17 protein-coding genes are annotated in these 17,725 nt (G+C 36.5%); 6 read left to right on the top strand and 11 right to left on the bottom strand.

The annotated features are described in order from the left end of the window. Window position 1 precedes the first annotated feature (1 nt). A complete protein-coding gene (locus SB679_RS03880; RefSeq protein WP_410700898.1) occupies window positions 2–433 on the top strand; it encodes a nucleoside deaminase in 432 nt (143 codons plus the stop codon). Window positions 434–436: 3 nt separating this feature from the next. Here the strand turns inward: SB679_RS03880 and SB679_RS03875 are convergent, their stop codons facing one another. Beyond that, the gene (locus tag SB679_RS03875; protein WP_410700897.1) at window positions 437–1,591 is read right to left on the bottom strand and encodes a hypothetical protein; all 1,155 of its coding nucleotides are present in this window, start codon (window positions 1,589–1,591) and stop codon (window positions 437–439) included. Beyond that, a complete protein-coding gene (locus SB679_RS03870; protein WP_410700896.1) occupies window positions 1,581–2,156 on the bottom strand; it encodes a hypothetical protein in 576 nt (191 codons plus the stop codon). Before SB679_RS03870 ends, SB679_RS03875 begins: the two co-directional genes overlap by 11 nt. Before the next feature lie 182 nt (window positions 2,157–2,338). On the opposite strand from SB679_RS03870, the gene SB679_RS03865 reads away from it, so the two are divergent. Then, on the top strand, window positions 2,339–2,530 hold the full coding sequence (locus tag SB679_RS03865) for a hypothetical protein (protein WP_410700895.1): 192 nt from the start codon (window positions 2,339–2,341) through the stop codon (window positions 2,528–2,530). A gap of 38 nt (window positions 2,531–2,568) precedes the next feature. Here SB679_RS03865 and SB679_RS03860 read toward each other — a convergent pair whose 3' ends face one another. After that, entirely contained in the window at window positions 2,569–3,102 is a 534-nt protein-coding gene (locus tag SB679_RS03860; RefSeq protein ID WP_410700894.1) for a GNAT family N-acetyltransferase, read from the bottom strand. Next, window positions 3,103–3,861: a type III pantothenate kinase gene (locus SB679_RS03855; protein WP_317740549.1), complete on the bottom strand. Its 759-nt coding sequence runs from the start codon at window positions 3,859–3,861 to the stop codon at window positions 3,103–3,105. Between the two features lie 485 nt (window positions 3,862–4,346). On the opposite strand from SB679_RS03855, the gene SB679_RS03850 reads away from it, so the two are divergent. Beyond that, entirely contained in the window at window positions 4,347–4,532 is a 186-nt protein-coding gene (locus tag SB679_RS03850; protein WP_410700893.1) for a bacteriocin-like protein, read from the top strand. Window positions 4,533–4,603: 71 nt separating this feature from the next. Here SB679_RS03850 and SB679_RS03845 read toward each other — a convergent pair whose 3' ends face one another. Further along, entirely contained in the window at window positions 4,604–6,448 is a 1,845-nt protein-coding gene (locus tag SB679_RS03845) for a M1 family metallopeptidase (protein WP_410700892.1), read from the bottom strand. A 127-nt stretch (window positions 6,449–6,575) separates the two neighbouring features. Here SB679_RS03845 and SB679_RS03840 point away from each other — a divergent pair, with 127 nt between their 5' ends. Then, window positions 6,576–7,955 (top strand): aspartate kinase, encoded by a 1,380-nt coding sequence (locus tag SB679_RS03840; protein WP_410700891.1) that lies wholly within the window; start codon window positions 6,576–6,578, stop codon window positions 7,953–7,955. A gap of 69 nt (window positions 7,956–8,024) precedes the next feature. On the opposite strand, the gene SB679_RS03835 is transcribed toward SB679_RS03840, so the two are convergent. Next, complete coding sequence (locus SB679_RS03835; RefSeq protein ID WP_410700890.1) at window positions 8,025–9,713, bottom strand: DUF6909 family protein; 1,689 nt, start codon at window positions 9,711–9,713, stop codon at window positions 8,025–8,027. Window positions 9,714–9,928: 215 nt separating this feature from the next. Here SB679_RS03835 and SB679_RS03830 point away from each other — a divergent pair, with 215 nt between their 5' ends. Both SB679_RS03830 and SB679_RS03825 read left to right on the top strand, forming a co-directional pair. Next, on the top strand, window positions 9,929–12,124 hold the full coding sequence (locus SB679_RS03830; RefSeq protein ID WP_410700889.1) for a glutamine synthetase III: 2,196 nt from the start codon (window positions 9,929–9,931) through the stop codon (window positions 12,122–12,124). 338 nt (window positions 12,125–12,462) lie between these two features. Next, window positions 12,463–13,173, top strand: coding sequence for a C40 family peptidase (locus tag SB679_RS03825; RefSeq protein ID WP_410700888.1), 711 nt, complete (start codon window positions 12,463–12,465; stop codon window positions 13,171–13,173). A gap of 78 nt (window positions 13,174–13,251) precedes the next feature. Here SB679_RS03825 and SB679_RS03820 read toward each other — a convergent pair whose 3' ends face one another. From SB679_RS03820 to SB679_RS03800, 5 genes are all read right to left on the bottom strand, one after another. Further along, the gene (locus SB679_RS03820) at window positions 13,252–13,836 is read right to left on the bottom strand and encodes a pentapeptide repeat-containing protein (RefSeq protein ID WP_410700887.1); all 585 of its coding nucleotides are present in this window, start codon (window positions 13,834–13,836) and stop codon (window positions 13,252–13,254) included. Window positions 13,837–13,947: 111 nt separating this feature from the next. Next, window positions 13,948–15,177: a rod shape-determining protein RodA gene (rodA, locus tag SB679_RS03815; protein ID WP_410700886.1), complete on the bottom strand. Its 1,230-nt coding sequence runs from the start codon at window positions 15,175–15,177 to the stop codon at window positions 13,948–13,950. A gap of 132 nt (window positions 15,178–15,309) precedes the next feature. Further along, complete coding sequence (locus tag SB679_RS03810; protein ID WP_034708717.1) at window positions 15,310–15,816, bottom strand: hypothetical protein; 507 nt, start codon at window positions 15,814–15,816, stop codon at window positions 15,310–15,312. Further along, window positions 15,809–16,663: a rod shape-determining protein MreC gene (gene mreC, locus SB679_RS03805; protein ID WP_410700885.1), complete on the bottom strand. Its 855-nt coding sequence runs from the start codon at window positions 16,661–16,663 to the stop codon at window positions 15,809–15,811. Before mreC ends, SB679_RS03810 begins: the two co-directional genes overlap by 8 nt. Window positions 16,664–16,691: 28 nt before the next feature. Beyond that, window positions 16,692–17,717: a rod shape-determining protein gene (locus SB679_RS03800; protein ID WP_034708722.1), complete on the bottom strand. Its 1,026-nt coding sequence runs from the start codon at window positions 17,715–17,717 to the stop codon at window positions 16,692–16,694. Between the last annotated feature and the right edge of the window lie 8 nt (window positions 17,718–17,725).

Raw genomic sequence — 17,725 nt, 5'->3', positions numbered from 1 at the left:
CATGTTTACAGACGAATATTACATGAAAATGGCTCTACAGGAAGCCGAAATAGCATTAGAAAAAGATGAGGTTCCCATCGGATGCGTCATCGTTTCCAACGACCGTGTGATTGCAAGAGCACACAACCTTACCGAAACGCTCAATGATGTAACTGCCCATGCAGAAATGCAGGCCATTACCTCAGCAGCCAATTTCCTGGGTGGAAAATATTTGAAAAACTGTACATTGTATGTAACACTCGAGCCTTGTGTAATGTGCTCAGGAGCTTTGTCTTGGTCGCAAATTTCGAAAGTTGTGATTGGCGCAAGGGATGAGCAAAGAGGTTTTATCAATAAACACCTTTCTCTTCATCCTAAAACTGACATAGTAACAGGAATTATGGAAAATGAATGCTCCACGATCGTTAAAGAATTCTTTAAAAGTAAAAGATAAATTTTATTTCACTTCTTCTATGATAGTATGAAAAACTGGCTGCAAAGCCTTCATTTTTCTCCAGTTCAGCCCTTTGGCTTCTATCCTACTCTTTCCTATGGTAAGAGTTATAAGACTGTCTTTCTTTCGATAGCTACAACCAGCCTGTATTTTTTTGCCGTTATAATCCTCCAGCACCATATTCTGCTTCGATGGTTGAAATGAATAATGAAAGTCCATCGTATTTTCATTTTTGTCCATCAGAATTAAATAATGGTTTCGATGAAAAAAAACATACCGGACATCAGAATTTTTATCTATATTTTTAAAAGCCCCGTGAATAAATGGTCTGGCCGCAGTATCATCATTATAATTTCCCGAATATACATATGGGAAAAGAATCATGACCAGTGATAATCCCAGAAAAGCAGTTTTAAAGAATCCCCATATGGGTTGTAATTTACTATTGGAAATTGTTTCATCAGTAAGCCTTTTTTCTTTTTTCACAATTAAAAACTGATAAAGGATTACCCATTCATTTTTTAAAGTAAAAACTGCCATCAACAGCAATACCAGAGAAAATAATTTCACGGAAATATCAAACCCTATATTAATCGCAAAAACATTGATGAGAATACCGATTGCAAGCAGAAGTCCGAGAATTCGGGTTTTATTAAAGAGGATTAGCACTGCAGCTGCCAATTCCAGAATTCCAGCAAACACAGAATAGAAATGAGAAGTTCCCATTGTGCTCCAGTACAGAATATCCTTATCTAAATTTCCGAAACGGGAGTACAGAATATTGGGTTCCGGAAGATAAAACTGAGCTTTAAAGATTTTATCTAGCCCGTATTTCATTACAATAACAGCGAGATATAAAACAATAATTTCTTTGGATAAGAAGAGAATATTCTGCCTGTATTTTTTAGCTGTCAGTATGCTCAATATAACAGACACTATCAGCAGCAAGCTAATTAACACTACCATTGACAGGCTGTCTGAAGAAAAATCAATTCCTGCATTTTTCACCTTAAAAACATCAATAATAAGCCATTCCGTAAGATCGCCAAACAGGAAAGAAGTTAGTTTTTCCTGAAAATTACCCAGAAAATCCAACGGAAAAAATATCATGAAAAGCAGAAAAAAAATTCCCGCATAAAGCAGAAATCTATTTTTCATGATTCTTTTTATTTCTTTTCCACTTGTAGAGTCCAGAAACACCAGAAATCATTAAGATTCCTACCAGCAGCCCCTTCGGCATTCTGTCAGGTTTCTCCTGCTGAGGTTTTTGTATGATGGGTTTTATCTCTTTGTAAGAATTTTTTGTTTTATCATATTCCATAAAAACAACACTGTCCATGTCATTTATGAAATAGTATTCCTCTTTTAAGACCTTCTTCACGCTATCTATATTTTTTTTGGAAAACAGCTTGTTATTCCATACCGTTTCCCTTCCGGGCCTCCATTCTTTTTTTATTCCTGCCGGAAGCGTTTTGCTTGCTGAACTGGTGACCAGAATACTTTCACTTTCATTTAAAATAATAACAGAATCAAGTTTTGCGTCGGTAACCATTCTTTTGGGAACTATTCCCAAATTCGAAAAATTAGCATCAAAAAGATTTTCGGAAACAGCCGTATTGAAGTGCATAGAACTACCACTATGGCTTTTAAAAGCAATGAGCTTTGTCTGTGAAAAAGCAGATACGCCCAGTGTTATAAGAAGCAAAGAATATAAATGTTTCATGGAAATAATTTAAGGTTTGATTCCTTTTATGTCAAAAAGTTAAAACTTCACATTTTTACGGAAAACAGTTTAAATATTCACAAAAAACAATATTTTATTTGAAAACAATGATGAAATTTACTCTAAAACATACAAGTAATTAAATAATTTTCTATTTTTGGACACAACCAAATTAAAACAATATGAGAAAATTATCAAGAAAAGAAACGGCAAAAATTAATGGAGGCTTAATGCCCGGTCAATGTCTGTATACAGATCCTAATACAGGTAAAAGAGCAATAGGATGTAGATTACAGCCCATTCCGGATTGTTGTGGGGGCTGGGTATATCCAATTCCCGGAAATGACTGTGTATCATGCAACATTGAGCCATAAAAAATTAAACAGCCTTAAAAGGCTGTTTTTTTTATCCGTTATTCTTTATTTCTAAAGAGAGAATACATGACAATATCAAGATACTCGTCCTCTTTTTTGATATGCTGTTTCAGTAAAGCTTCTTTTTCCATTCCTGTTTTTTGCATGATCCTGCCAGAAGCTGGGTTATTCAGGAAGTGAGTAGCGTATATTTTATTAAACTTCAATGTTTCAAATCCGAAATCTATTATTGCTTTTGCCGCTTCTGTAACATATCCTTTATTCCAGAAGGGAACGGCCAGCCAGTATCCCAATTCAGCTTTATCATCTCCCCGGTCATGAATTCCAACGGCACCCATAAATCTATGTCCATGATCGCGAATAGCAAATGTATATCCCGTTTTATGAACGAAAGCTTCCCGTGACATTTCCAGCCAGAATTCAGCGTCTTTTTCGGTATAAGGATACGGAATATTGGATGTAAGCTCAGAAAACACCTTTTGCTGAAGGTATCCAACAATAAAAGGGATGTCAGATTCATTCAGCTGGGAAAGAATCAATCTTTCTGTCAATAAAACCGGAAATTCTTTCATTTACAAATCTTTTCCTAAAAAGTAAAGCCCTTTTAGCGTATGAAGCCTGTCGGCAATATGAATTTTATCTGTCAAAGGCTTATAAACATGCGAAACTCCTCCGGTAGCAATCACAAAACAATCATCATTAACCTCATCATTAATACGGTCGATAAAGCCTTCTACCATCCCTAAAAACCCATATACCATCCCACTCTGCATGCAGGTAACGGTATCTAATCCCAACACTGTTTTTGGTTTTTTCAACTCGATTTCAGGAAGCTGGGCAGTGTGGCTGATCAATGAGTTTAAAGAAGTAATGATTCCAGGAGCGATAATTACTCCCAGTGTTTCTCCACTTTCTGCTACACAGCTTGCGGTAAGTGCCGTTCCAAAATCAAGGATGATTTTTTTCCTGTCCGGATACATATTATGGGCTGCTACAAGGTTGGCATAAATATCCGTCCCCATTTGCTTAGACTTTGCCTGCACTTCTGAGGGGGTATTACGGTCTACGATAACAGGCTGAATACCATGAATTTTTTTTATTGCAGAACTCATCACTTTGGTAAGCTGAGGTACGACCGAGCCTATAATCACTCTGGTGATCTCTGTCGGTTCCACTTTATAGGTCTGGTACAGCATCAGTATCTGAACATAAAGTTCGTCCGCTGTTCTGTATGGCTTTGTATTGATTACCCATGATATATCGCAATTGTCATCATCAAAAAGTCCGAATCTGATATTGCTGTTTCCCACATTGATTACGATAGAATTCATTTACCTGCTTTTCAGTTGTTCGATTTCTGTTTTAGATTTCGGATCTGCTTCATACATTGCGTATCAGCTTCCCGGAATTCAGAATATCGTTTAAAATTTTATTGTGGCTGCCTGTATTATCTTTACAATGAATAAGACTGCCGTATTTGTACTCGTTTTTGCAACGATAATAATACCTATCGTAAAAGTAACAATTTTTCGGAAAAGGCATATTGTGTATTTCTAAAAAATATTTAATTCAATGCTCACTAAAAACATTAGTTCTTTAATTTGAATTTTTATAAGCTGTTTTATATTGAAAATAGTAAAGAACAATCTGTATTTTCGTTTATACCAACATTTAAAATCACACTTAAAGAAAATATCATTACACTTATTAGATCTCAATGAACATCTGCTAATTCTTTCTTTCTTCTTATTCGAGCAACTTATATATTTGATCTTAATAACATTAAAGTACTAAATCAAATTAAAAAAATTTTATTATGAAAAATCTCAAGAAAATGTCAAGAAATGCACTAAAGATGATAACTGGAGGAGAGGTAATTTGTCCTATGCCAAGTGGCATACCCGCAATATGTCCTGGAAGTATATGTCCTGCTAATCCTTGTACAGCAGTACCTTATTGCAGAAGGGCAATTCAAGACTGCGGTCCTTCTGGAATTTTCTAAAAAACAATTCTTTAGATTTAAAGATAAGGACAAACAAAAAGGGGAGTATTTTTCATATACTCCCCTTTTTGTTATTTTACATCTATAAAATTATCTTCCATATTCACATCTGCCAATCGCTGGCTGAAATCTATTCCCAACACAGCCAGCTGGGATTTTGTATAAGGAATCGTCAATGTATATTCTTTTTGCGTCCATGGCCAATATTTCAATGTAGTAAAATCACCGTAGATATCTTTATCTTTCCAGGTATGGGTCATATTCAACGGAATCTGGTAAGTGACTACTTTTTTATCCGTAGTCATTACACTGAAGTCGATCGGCATCGGAACTTGTCCTTTATTCACTAAAGTAATGGTCGTAGACTTTGCCTCGTATTTCACATCTTTAATCCCATAATCAATAGTTTTGGTGGTATTGATCCAATAGTTCTGGAACCATTTCAGATCCATCCCGGAAACTTTTTGGGCAATATGCAGAAAATCTCTGTCCGACGGATGTTTCAAACTCCACTGATCATAATACTGCTTCAACGTTTCTGCTAAATTCTGCTCACCCATAATGTAACCCAGTTGAACTAAATACAATTCTCCTTTCACATAGGATGCATAAGTATAAGAACTTCCATTGTCATGGTGGTCTCCCAACCAGATCGCAGGTTCTTCAATTCCTTTTTTGATGAATTTCCTGTATGCCTCCAGTGTTTTAGCAAAAGGATTGGGCATCTGATCTGCCGGAGGAAATAACTGATACATCGTGTATCCTTCCGCATAGCTCGTAAAACCTTCATCCATCCAGGGACGCATCGATTCGTTTGTTGCAAGCATCTGCTGATACCATGAATGTGCCCCTTCATGAGCCATTAATCCCATCAATCCTTCAATATCCTTGGCTTCTCCTAAGATCATCGTACACATTCCGTATTCCATTCCCCCATCTCCGCCCTGAATAAAGGCATATGTTGGATACACATATTTTCCAAAATGAGCATTCATAATCTGGAAGTATTTGGTAACATAAGGCTGTGCCTCTTCCCATGCTTTTGTTTTATCATTTTTCTGATACACAAGGTATACTTTTGGGCCACCCTGAACATCAAAACTTTTGATCGTATAATCTCTGTCTGCGCTCCAAGCAAAATCTAAAATATTTTTTGCCGTCCACTTCCAGGATACCTTTTTATCTTTATCTGCTTTTATTTTTGAAGCAGGATCATAGCCTTTTACTTCTGCAGGGTTTTCAAGGATTCCTCCTGCTCCTAGAACATAATCCTTATTAATTTTAATGGTAACATCAAAATCAGAGAAAGGCGCGTGAAACTCTCTTCCGATATAATCAAAAGTAGCCCAGCCATCATAATCGTATTCTGCAATTTTAGGATACCACTGTGTCATCGTCATATCCACCCCTTCATTGTTATTTCTACCACTCCTTCTGATCTGCTGCGGAATCACAGCATCCCATTCCATAGTAAAAGTCGTAGTTGAATGAGGTTTAATAGGTTCTGCCAGGTAAACTTTCATAATAGTCTCCTGAACTTCCACTTTCAGATCTTTTCCATTTTGTTTGATCCAATGGATATTTTGTGCCCCTTCCTGATCTTTAGGAATAGAAGCAAGTCTGGAAATTCCATTTTTCTGCAATCTTGAATCTCCATTTTTACCTTGGCCAGCCACCCGCTGATCCATCATTGAATTAGATTTAAAAGCATTCCAATAGAGATGAAAATATACCACATTCAGCTCATCCGGAGAGTTATTGGTATATTCTAAAGTTTGATTGCCCTGGTAGGTAAATTTTTCAGCATTCACGTCAATATCCATTCTGTATTTCGCAGATTGCTGATAATAGGCATTTTGCTGAGCCGAAGCGATTGAAAATAATAAAAGAAATAATCCTAAAAACCCTTTACTCATCTTTACATAGAATTTGAATGGGAAAGATAAGCATTTTTTAAAAAACATTTAAAACAGGCGACTTACAGATCGATATCTCCAATCATCTTAATTTTCTTATTTTCGTAGATCGAAAATAAGTTTTACAATGTTGACAGTAGAAAAAATAGGAGGGACTTCCATGTCTCAGTTTCAGGATGTTCTTTACAATATAGTTATTGGAAAAAGAAAAGAGGGAGAATTTTACAATAGGGTTTTTGTAGTCTCTGCCTATAATAATGTAACAAACTGGCTATTAGAACATAAAAAAACAGGTGAACCTGGTGTATATCAAAAATTTTTGAACGGTGAAGATTATAAAGCTAATCTTGATGAAGTATGTCAAAAACTTATTGTAATTAATCAAGGATTGGAAACTATTGGTCTTCAGCTTTCTGAAGCTAATGAATTTATAAAAAACAGAGTGGAGCAGGCCAAAACAATGCTTAGCAGCTTAAGTAAAGTGTTGGCATCAGGATATGTAAATGCTCATGATATTCATCTTGCGGCAAGGGAAATTCTTGCATCTATCGGTGAAGCACACTCTGCATGGAATTCTACCAACATTATTACTAATAACGGAATTCGTGCAAAGTTTGTGGATTTATGTGGATTTGATGATAATGAAGCCCTTACGATTGATGAGAGAATTTCCAAAGAATTCAGCGGAATAGATTTCGAAAATATCATTTGTGTTGCAACGGGCTACACCAAAGGAACGGAAGGAATTATGAGAGTTTTCGACCGTGGTTATTCTGAAGTGACTTTCAGCAAGGTCGCTGTAGATATAAAGGCTGATGAAGCGGTAATACACAAAGAATATCACCTGTCCAGTGCAGATCCCAATATCGTGGGTATAGAAAACTGTGTTCCGGTGGGGCTTACCAATTATATCATTGCAGATCAGTTAGCTGATATAGGCATGGAGGCGATCCACCCGAAGGCAGCAAAGCCGCTGGAGCTTTCCGGAATTAATATTCGTATTAAAAACACCTTCGAGCCGGATCATATTGGCACCTTAATCTCAAAAAACTATGTATCTCCGGATGCCCGTGTTGAGATTGTTTCCGGATCTAAAAAAATGCTGGCCATAGAAATTCACGATCCGCTTATGGTAAGTGAAGTGGGTTATGATGCCCGGATTATGGACTATTTTCAAAAATATAATATCAGTTATGTTCTAAAGTCTACCAATGCGAACTCCATAACCATGGTGATTTGGGAAAGTAAGACTGCTGAAAAGCTTTTGGAGGAACTTAAACAAAATTTCTATCAGGTAACGGGAGTTCCAGTTGCGTTAGTATGTGCAATGGGAACTAATATTGCGACTCCGGGATTTCTATACCGGGCAGCGAAAGCATTATATGAAAATGACATCAACATTGAATGCTATGCACAATCTATCATGCAGGTCAATATGCAGTTTGTCGTAAAAAGAGAGCATTATGAGAAATCTATTATAGCTTTAAACCAAGCATTATGTAATTAATATCAAATGAAATTTCATAAAAAAGCCCCAAATGGATAACATTCGGGGCTTTTCTTATTTTGTTGAAGATTATTTTTTCGAGCTTTGTTTTTTCCCGCTGTCTAAAATCTTTTCAAGAATCTTCTGGGTAATCAGATACGTAGGTTTTACGCCTGTAAGTCCAAGTCCTCCTGAAGATAATGTACTTCCGGTTTCCAGTGGATTATCCGAAGCATAATAAGCATAACATACAAACAGATCCGGTGCAATGTGGTGTCTGATTTTAGAAGCCACCTGAATTGCTTTCTGGTAATGCGCTCCTTCCATTTCAAGACCGATCGCTTTCCATGAAGTATGCATAAAATAAGATAAGATGTCTCTGTTCTGAAGTGAAGTTCCTAAAACAGTGATCATGGTTCCTTCAAATGCTTTCAGTTCATCATCTTTGAAATCATCAAGTTTTAAGGCATTTTCAAAAGGATAGTTATCCGCAGTTCCTTCAAAAATATGAGAAGTAGGGATCATAATATCCCCTTTCGCACCTTCTAAAATTCCTGCTTTCCCCATGATGGAAACAGACTTCACTTTCATCATATAGACTTCTCCTTTCTGTTCGAAAGGTCTTAGCAATTCATCCATTACTTCATAAGCCTGCTCTCCGAAAGCATAATCAAATACTAAAATAACATCGTCACCAGCATATTTCATGTGTCCGAACGGTGTGTTTTTCAGGTCTGTTTTGCTGAGGTCTATGATTTGTACATCAATATTACTTCCGCTTTTATCATTGATATAGATTAAACCTTCATCCAACGCATATTTAGAAACTTTGTCACGAAGTTCTTTCTTGTCAGAAATATCGCCATACATTTTATAGTCCACCTCTTTATGCTCTTTTTTCTTAAGGGCATCATTGGCGTACAGCATATTTTTCACAGAGTGCATATTCGCAGAAATAATATGCAGCGGGCGCATATGAAGATCATTTTCAAATAAAACTTCTTTTACTTTATTCGCCCATTTTTCACCAAAATAATGGTGCCCTACTCTTTCCTTTAATATAGCACTGAAATGAATCTCTCTCTCTCTGGTCTGTTTAGCATCTTCTAAACTTACTTTTCCAAGATTATAAATAATTTTGAATAAACGGTCTGGGTTTTCATCATCTCCAAAAGTATTGTAGGCATTCAGTGTTTCCTCAAATGTTCTTCCCATTAAAGAAGAAAGGTGTATTAACGCTACTTCTTTTTCTTTTCTGCTGAATTTCTTTTCTCCTTTTACTACTTCTTCTATAATTTTCCACGCACGTGTCGGTTTCCAGTTTTCATCCTGAAGGAAAGCCAGGTTACGTACTTTATCAGCCTCTATAAATAAAAAGGTTAAATGGGTAAGGATATCATAAATTTCTGAACGGCCCAAAAGAACCTCGATATTCATCTGATGCTCGTCTATTCTATAGCAGTTTCTTCTTCTCTTTTTAGGAACAATAGGTTCGAAACTTCCTTTATCGAAACCTTCATCTGACGTAAGATGAATAAATGCACATTCTTCAATCCCCTCCGGAAGTCTGTCTAAAACATACATCAAACCATCAAGCTCCAGCTTATTTGGAATATTCATGGTCCCATAAATTTCAGGATTGATCGTTTTCAACAAGCTTCTGATACTTTCTCCAGAAACACCCCCAGGCTTGAAAAATCCTCTATAAAACAAATGTCTCATAGAAATGTATAGTCTTTCAATTGCCTCTGTGGTCTCTCTTGCTCTAGAATTTGTCATAAAATAAATTTCACACAAATATACAACTCTTTGGTCAATTTTATTTTAAGCATCTTTTAACAAGCTGTTTAAGAATATTAACTTTATAAAGCTGCAAAAAAGTTAAATAAGCGTTTGAAAAATATTTTTTCTACAACTACCCCTATATTTTTTAGGGTTAAAATGTTTTGAATTCATTTTTTTTGTAAATTTGCCCCACAAAATACAACCTTAATATGTCAACTTTAAGATTCAAAGCATTAGAAACATTACCATTCAAGGACTTTAGAAAGGATAATTCAGTAGAAATTCCTGCTAAATTATCTGAACTATTTTGTGAAAATGTATTCTCTGAAAACACAATGAGAGAATATTTAACAAAAGAAGCATTCCAATCAATCATGGATGCGATCAAGAAAGGAACAAAAATCCAGCGATTAATTGCAGATCAGGTAGCCGTTGCTATGAAAGATTGGGCAATGAGCAAAGGAGTAACTCACTATACACACTGGTTCCAGCCGTTGACAGGAAGCACAGCAGAAAAGCACGACTCTTTCTTCACTCCTATTGAAGGAGGCAGAGCTATCGAAAGATTCAGTGGCGGAATGCTGATCCAGCAAGAACCAGACGCCTCTTCTTTCCCGAACGGAGGGATCAGAAATACTTTCGAAGCCAGAGGATACACCGCTTGGGATCCTACTTCTCCAGCGTTTATCATGGGAACGACTCTTTGTATTCCTTCCATCTTCATTTCTTACACAGGAGAAACGTTAGATTATAAAGCCCCTCTTTTAAGAGCTTTGAATGCTGTAGATGAAGCTGCAACTAATGTAATGCAGTATTTTGACAAAAACGTAACAAAAGTAACTCCTACTTTAGGTTGGGAGCAAGAATATTTCTTAGTAGATTCAGCATTATTCCAGTCCCGTCCGGATCTTGTTTTAACAGGTAAAACCTTATTAGGACATTCTCCTGCAAAGGGGCAACAATTGGATGACCACTATTTCGGTTCTATTCCTACGCGAGTAATGAACTTCATGAAAGAGCTGGAAATCGAATGTATGAAACTGGGAATTCCTGTAACAACAAGACATAACGAGGTAGCTCCAAATCAGTTTGAGCTTGCACCAATGTTTGAAGAAGTAAACGTTGCCGTTGACCATAACTCTTTATTAATGGACATCATGGCGAGAGTTGCTCACAAACACCATTTCCATATTTTATTCCACGAAAAGCCATTCGCAGGAGTAAACGGAAGCGGGAAGCATAACAACTGGTCTCTAGCAACTGACACGGGAGAAAACCTATTAAGCCCGGGAAAAAACCCTAAGAAAAACTTACAGTTCTTAACGTTCTTCGTGAATGCCATCAAAGCAGTTCATGAATATGCCGATCTTTTAAGAGCAAGCATCGCGTCTGCAAGCAATGACCACAGATTAGGTGCCAATGAAGCTCCACCAGCAATTATCTCTGTATTTATCGGAAGCCAGCTGTTCAGAGTATTGGAAGAACTGGAAAAAGTAACGGAAGGAAAACTTTCTCCGGACGAAAAAACAGATCTTAAGCTTAATGTTGTTGGAAAAATCCCTGAAATTCTTTTAGATAATACTGACAGAAACAGAACATCTCCATTTGCATTTACCGGAAATAAATTTGAGATCAGAGCAGTAGGTTCTTCTGCAAACTGCGCAGAATCTATGACGGTAATGAATACCATCGCTGCAAAACAATTAAACGATTTCAAAAAAGAAGTGGATGCTTTAATTGAAACAGGATTAAAGAAAGACGAAGCTATTTTCAACGTTTTAAGAGAATACATTAAGCAGTCTAAAAGCATTATGTTTGAAGGTGACGGATATTCTGATGATTGGGCAAAAGAAGCTAAGAAAAGAGGCCTGAACAACTTAAAAACCACTCCGGAAGCGCTTAAGCAGGAAATGGATAAGAAGTTTGTAGATCTGTATGAGGAAATGGGAATCTTCACTCACAGAGAAGTTGAGGCGAGAAATGAAATTAAACTTGAGAAATACTCTACCGTTATTGATATTGAAGCAAGAGTTTTAAGTGATATCGCAAGGAACCACATTATTCCTTCTGCTTTAAATTATCAAAACAGATTAATTGAAAATGTAAAAGGTCTTAAAGAAATCTTCGGAGAAAAAGAATTCAAGACTTTAGCGAAAGAACAAATGAGTTTAATTACTCAGATTTCCGGAAACATCTCTAAAATCAAATTAGGGGTTGAGGATCTTATGAAAGCAAGAGAAGCTGCAAAAGCAACGTCCAACAGCCAAAAGCAGGCAGAAACCTACTGTGAAAAAGTAATACCTTTATTCGATGGCATCAGAGAAGCTTCTGATGATCTTGAGATGATGGTAGATGATGAGCTTTGGCCAATGACGAAATATAGAGAAATGTTATTCACAAGATAACATCTGTAAAGTTCCATATTAGTTAAACTCTCCGGTTTTCCGGGGAGTTTTTTTTGCTTAATTAACAGTAGTGAAAAGTGGAGTTGTAAATCTTAAATCACGATTAATAAAGGAAAAGCGATTTATTTTGTTAAAGGATCTTAATAAAAAAAACCGCAACCCCACGAAAAAAGGGACATTGCGGTTTGTTTTTCCTTAACATACATGCTTTATATGTTAAAGTGTGTTAAAATAAGAACCTGACAATAATCATATCAGGGCTCTTTTATTTGGAATCTCTACTTTTGTATTGCTTTTGAAAATAAATGTTCCTTTTTAACACGGATAATCAAATATATATGAAGAAAAGAGTTTTGTTTTATTTAGTTGCTTTAGTCTCTACTGTTTCACTGCAATCTTGCGCTACGAATTATGTAGCATCACAACCAGCAACTTATGCTAAAGAATACAAAACAGATGCCAAACTAGCCTCTCTTGATACTAAGAGAATGGAATTGGATAAGCAAAGACTTATTGATTCTTTCCTTGAAGAAAAGGCTGCATCTATCGCTAACGCAAAAAAATCCATTAAGAATACTGAGATTGCCAAAGCAATCAAACATAATAAAACCATTGATAATATCTTAACAGAAGCTGAAACATACCTGGGCACTCCTTACCGATATGGTGGGATGACAAGAAACGGTATTGATTGTTCAGCTTTCGTTCTTTCTGTATTCGGAGCTGCAGCAGGTCTTAGTTTACCTAGAGTAGCTGCTTCTCAATCTCAGGAAGGAGAAAAGATCGAGAAAGAAAACCTTCAGAAAGGAGATTTGATTTTCTTTTCTCACGGAAGAAGAATTTCTCACGTTGGTATCGTAGAAAGCGTAACTGAAGATGGTGAGATCAAATTTATTCACGCCGCTACTTCGAAAGGAGTAATGATTTCTTCGCTTAACGATTCTTATTGGGGGCCGAAGTTCAGATTTGCAAAAAGAGTGATCAACGAAAACGGAGACACTTATAATAATCTTGCTTCTTCAACTCCATCTGCAGCGACAAGTTTTTAATTTTAAATAATTGATTTAAATAATGAAGCCATCAAAATTTGATGGCTTTTTTATTGTTGTATTAAATTCCGTCTAAAACTAGCTGTTTCCCTCGATCTGAATGTCCAGCTTATACAGAAGACCATGTACTTCAGAAAGTGAAAATTTAGCCTTCTTAAGCCTGTTAATATTGGGATCTATTGAATAATGGAAAGAAGTCCTGAGATCCGCTTTCTCAAGATTGGTATTTTGGAATACAGCTCCCGTAAAATCACAGCTGCTGAATACCGAACCGGAAAGATCACATTGCTCAAAATCTACTTCAGTGAGTTTCGTATCTTTAAACAAAGTCTTTTTAATCACGGTTTTATAGAATATGGAATTATTGAGTAAACAGCTTTCAAACTTAAAGGAAAGGCCAAACTCATTACAGTCGCTGAACTGAAGCCCAAACATCTTGCATTCTTTAAAAACCACATCCCGGAAGGCGGTATTGATTAGTTTTGCCATACTCAGATTGCAGCCTATAAAATCGCAGTCTGTAAACTTAAATCCTGACAGATCTGCATATTCAAAACTGTAGTTTCTGAAAGTACAGTTTTCATACTCTCCACGATCTAATGGAAATTGAATGCAGTCGGTATTTTCAAAATTTTGATCTGAAACATAAGCTTCCTTCATCATATTTTATGATTTTGATTTTGTAATGGAATTTGAATGAATGGTAAAGGCTATATTCCCGCTTATTAACGGAGTATTATTACACCAGCTGTATATGCTGAGGTTTTCCAGTTTTTAAACCAGACTGTTCTTATCAGAATAATTTAGCTTAAAGAAAATAAAAGTCATCATAGAAAAGGCAAGCAGTGAGCTTCCTCCATAACTGAAATAAGGCAATGGAATACCAACGGTCGGGAAAAGTCCCATAACCATCCCTAAATTGATCGTAAAGTGCATGAGCAGGATCGAGGCAAAACAATATCCGAATACCCTATTAAAGGTGGATTTCTGTTTTTCTGCAAGATAATAGATCCTGCCGATATAGACCATATAACATAAAACAAGAATTGCACTTCCTAAAAAGCCCCATTCTTCGCCTACGGTACAAAAAATATAGTCGGTTTCCTGTTCCGGAACAAATTTCCCCTGAGTTACTGATCCTTCACGATATCCTTTCCCCAAAACTCCACCAGAACCAATGGCTGTTTTTGAATATAATAAGTTATAGCCTGATGTATCTCTAAATGCTTTCTCTCCTTTAAAAAGAACCTCAATTCTTTCTCTCTGGTGTTTTGGAAGTTTCTCCAAAATATAGGGAGAACCAAAAGCCAAGCCGCACAACAATAGAATCGATCCGGAAATACTGGCAATAGAAATAACATCCCAGGACATTCTATGATAATTCAATGCTATCAAAATACCCGCGATGACAACAATCACAATGACAACATATAAAGGAGGTACTGCAAGCGAAACTAAAAAGACAGCCGCAAAAACAAAACCAATCCCAAATAAAAATCCATTTAACCCTTCTCTGTAGAGTGCAATAAAAAATGCAAGGAACACTAATAGTGATCCTACATCAGGAATGGCCAGTACGACAACACCCGGAATTCCGATAATGGCTAATATGGTTAATAAAGATTTTCTGTTTTTAAGATTAAAATCCGGTCCGGAAACATAATTGGCAACCATCAGCGCTGTCCCGATTTTTGCAAACTCTACAGGCTGCATCGTAAAGCTTCCGAATTTATACCAGTTTTTCTGTCCCAGGATTTCCTTACCAAAAGGAAAAAGCCCGATGAGTAATAATACTCCGCCAATATAAATAATACCGGACATGTTTTCGAAAAACTTGCTTCTTCCCACAAAAATTACCAGTCCTACCACCAAAGAGATACAGAAAAATACAAGCTGCTTTTCTCCTAATTTCTGGTCAACACTATAAATGTTTGCAATGGCAAAAATGCAAAGCAGGAAATATAAGCCAAGACCTAATTTATCTATTCCTTCTGTCCATTTCATTGCTTACTGGTTTTAGTGCCTTTAGTATTTTTAGTTTCTTCGTCTATTTTTTTTGAAGTTTGATACAATTCCAAACTGTCATTTTCTTCAAAAACGGAAAAGATTTTTAAATAACGTGTGTTCAAAGTGTTTTCAAACTTTTTGTTTGATTTTAAATATTAATGCATAAATAACGATAAATATAAAGGAAATTATACTTGTTACCAATACATTAAGTAATATTTCAAAAAATCTGCTGAACTTAAAGAACTCGATATACTGTACTAAAAGCTGATGCAGAAAGATGCTCGAAAACAAAAACAGTAAAAACTGCGCCCATTGAAGGGACTGGAAAGAGAAGAAATCCGTAGATGTATCCGTAGATGTCCTGAAAATCAATGTTCTGAAATAAGCAATCAGTGTTGTCGCAAATGCGTTGATTCCCCATGAAAAGAGAAATGCATCCACCGACAGTCCGATTAAAAAACTTAAAGCTAAAAATTGATATTTATTTCTAAAGAAAGGATAGAACATGACAAATACAGGATATAGTACCGGAGTATATTTCCCGAAAATGGTAATCCTGTTCAATACAAAAATTTGTAATGCAACCAGAAAAATCATGATCAATATATCGGTAAATAAAGTCCTGCTAATCATTTTCTTTTTTTATTACAGCCTGTAAAGTATCCTGAATTTTCTGTACTTCGGCTTTTTTAAGGTTTTTCACCACATATACCTTGCTTAAGGCACCCATCTTCTCACTTAACTCAACAGAAATATCCCAGAACCCTGTTTTATTATCAACGGAGTATCCTGCGACTGTACCAATCATTACCCCTTTCGGAAAAATTGCTGATTTACCATCTGTTACTACACTGTCACCAATTTTTAAGGCAACATATTTTGGAATATCTGCTAAATGCATCACTCTTGAATTATCACCATTCCAGGTTAACGTCCCAAAATAGCCTGATTTTTTCAGAGCAGCATTAATTCTGATTTTATTAACGCTTAAAACAGACTGAACTAATGCATAGCTGTCTGTAGAATTGATAACGATCCCTGCAATACCCTTAGGGGCCATTACGCCCATTTGAGGTAAAACACCGTCTCTTTTGCCACGATTGATCGTAAAGTAGTTATTTCTTCGGTTGATACTGTTAAAAACAATTTCACCGTCCACAAATGTATAGATCTGTCCGCCTCCCAACGTGTCATGAACTTTTCTGAATACCGGATTTTTAGCCCCTTCTTTTCCATAAAGTTCCAGCATCAAAGCTTTGTTCTGAGTAACCAGATCTTCATTGGTCTGCTTCAGCTTAAGGTAAGAAACCCCTTCATCAATATATCCTGAAATCCAGGAATTCAATGCAGCTGACTGACCGGCTACCCATGACTTCTGCATGGCGTTTTTGGAGAATATCAAAACCAGAGCAATAATTTGCAAGAAAATAAAGAAGACAAAAAGAGCGTTCTTCGAAAATAATCTCAGCAAGAATCCCATTCAGATATAAAGTCGTAAAAAGTTAAAATTATTTGATTAAGAAATTGAACTTATCCATATTCTTAAGTGCGATTCCTGTTCCGCGAACTACAGCTCTTAGCGGGTCCTCTGCTACAAAAACAGGAAGTCCCGTTTTCTTGTGCAGTCTGTCTGCCAAACCTCTCAATAGTGCGCCACCACCTGCAAGATAGATTCCTGTCTTGTAGATATCAGCGGCCAATTCCGGAGGAGTCAGAGAAAGAGTTTCCATTACGGCATCTTCAATTCTGATAATCGATTTGTCTAATGCACGGGCAATCTCTTTATATCCAACCATAATTTCTTTTGGCTTCCCTGTGATAAGGTCTCTACCTTGTACCGGGATATCTTCAATATCAACATCCAGGTCTTCAACAGCGGATCCCACTTCAATTTTGATTCTTTCAGCAGTTCTTTCACCAATGTAAAGGTTATGGTGTGTTCTAAGGAAATAAGCGATATCATTGGTAAATACGTCACCTGCAATTTTCACAGATTTATCACATACAATACCACCTAAAGCCACTACGGCAATTTCTGTAGTTCCTCCACCTATATCGATGATCATATTACCTTCCGGTTTTTGTACATCGATCCCAACTCCTATTGCAGCAGCCATTGGCTCATAAATCAGCCTTACTTCTTTTGCATTTACCTTCTGAGCTGAATCTCTTACTGCTCTTTTTTCCACCTCCGTAATTCCAGAAGGGATACAGATAACAATTCTCAAAGCCGGCTGAATGAATCTTCCTTTAATTCCAGGAATTTTCTTGATAAATTCTTTGATCATATGCTCAGAAGCATGAAAATCTGCAATCACTCCATCTTTCAAAGGACGGATGGTCTTGATATCTTCGTGAGTTTTACCCTGCATATGTTTTGCCTGTTCACCAACAGCAATAGGTCTTCCCGTAGAACGTTCAATTGCTACAATTGACGGCTGATCTATAACAATTTTATTATTATGGATAATTAGGGTATTGGCTGTTCCCAGGTCTATCGCAATTTCTTGCGTAAACATATCGAATAAACTCATATTTTTCT

This window comes from Chryseobacterium sp. SIMBA_029 (assembly GCF_046535275.1).
GTDB lineage: Bacteria > Bacteroidota > Bacteroidia > Flavobacteriales > Weeksellaceae > Chryseobacterium.
The sequence above is the reverse complement of the archived record's forward strand: the minus strand, read 5'-3'. Positions and strand labels throughout refer to the sequence as shown.

What these genes read in the sequence shown, in the direction of transcription:
- SB679_RS03860 (WP_410700894.1), bottom strand. Translation starts at nt 3,102, where the DNA reads ATGAAAGAATTTCCGGTTTTATTGACAGAAAGATTGATTCTTTCCCAG.
- SB679_RS03820 (WP_410700887.1), bottom strand. Translation starts at nt 13,836, where the DNA reads ATGATGAAGGAAGCTTATGTTTCAGATCAAAATTTTGAAAATACCGAC.
- SB679_RS03875 (WP_410700897.1), bottom strand. Translation starts at nt 1,591, where the DNA reads ATGAAAAATAGATTTCTGCTTTATGCGGGAATTTTTTTTCTGCTTTTC.
- SB679_RS03845 (WP_410700892.1), bottom strand. Translation starts at nt 6,448, where the DNA reads ATGAGTAAAGGGTTTTTAGGATTATTTCTTTTATTATTTTCAATCGCT.
- SB679_RS03830 (WP_410700889.1), top strand. Translation starts at nt 9,929, where the DNA reads ATGTCAACTTTAAGATTCAAAGCATTAGAAACATTACCATTCAAGGAC.
- SB679_RS03850 (WP_410700893.1), top strand. Translation starts at nt 4,347, where the DNA reads ATGAAAAATCTCAAGAAAATGTCAAGAAATGCACTAAAGATGATAACT.
- rodA (WP_410700886.1), bottom strand. Translation starts at nt 15,177, where the DNA reads ATGAAATGGACAGAAGGAATAGATAAATTAGGTCTTGGCTTATATTTC.
- SB679_RS03840 (WP_410700891.1), top strand. Translation starts at nt 6,576, where the DNA reads ATGTTGACAGTAGAAAAAATAGGAGGGACTTCCATGTCTCAGTTTCAG.
- SB679_RS03880 (WP_410700898.1), top strand. Translation starts at nt 2, where the DNA reads ATGTTTACAGACGAATATTACATGAAAATGGCTCTACAGGAAGCCGAA.
- mreC (WP_410700885.1), bottom strand. Translation starts at nt 16,663, where the DNA reads ATGGGATTCTTGCTGAGATTATTTTCGAAGAACGCTCTTTTTGTCTTC.
- SB679_RS03870 (WP_410700896.1), bottom strand. Translation starts at nt 2,156, where the DNA reads ATGAAACATTTATATTCTTTGCTTCTTATAACACTGGGCGTATCTGCT.
- SB679_RS03800 (WP_034708722.1), bottom strand. Translation starts at nt 17,717, where the DNA reads ATGAGTTTATTCGATATGTTTACGCAAGAAATTGCGATAGACCTGGGA.
- SB679_RS03855 (WP_317740549.1), bottom strand. Translation starts at nt 3,861, where the DNA reads ATGAATTCTATCGTAATCAATGTGGGAAACAGCAATATCAGATTCGGA.
- SB679_RS03825 (WP_410700888.1), top strand. Translation starts at nt 12,463, where the DNA reads ATGAAGAAAAGAGTTTTGTTTTATTTAGTTGCTTTAGTCTCTACTGTT.
- SB679_RS03835 (WP_410700890.1), bottom strand. Translation starts at nt 9,713, where the DNA reads ATGACAAATTCTAGAGCAAGAGAGACCACAGAGGCAATTGAAAGACTA.
- SB679_RS03865 (WP_410700895.1), top strand. Translation starts at nt 2,339, where the DNA reads ATGAGAAAATTATCAAGAAAAGAAACGGCAAAAATTAATGGAGGCTTA.
- SB679_RS03810 (WP_034708717.1), bottom strand. Translation starts at nt 15,816, where the DNA reads ATGATTAGCAGGACTTTATTTACCGATATATTGATCATGATTTTTCTG.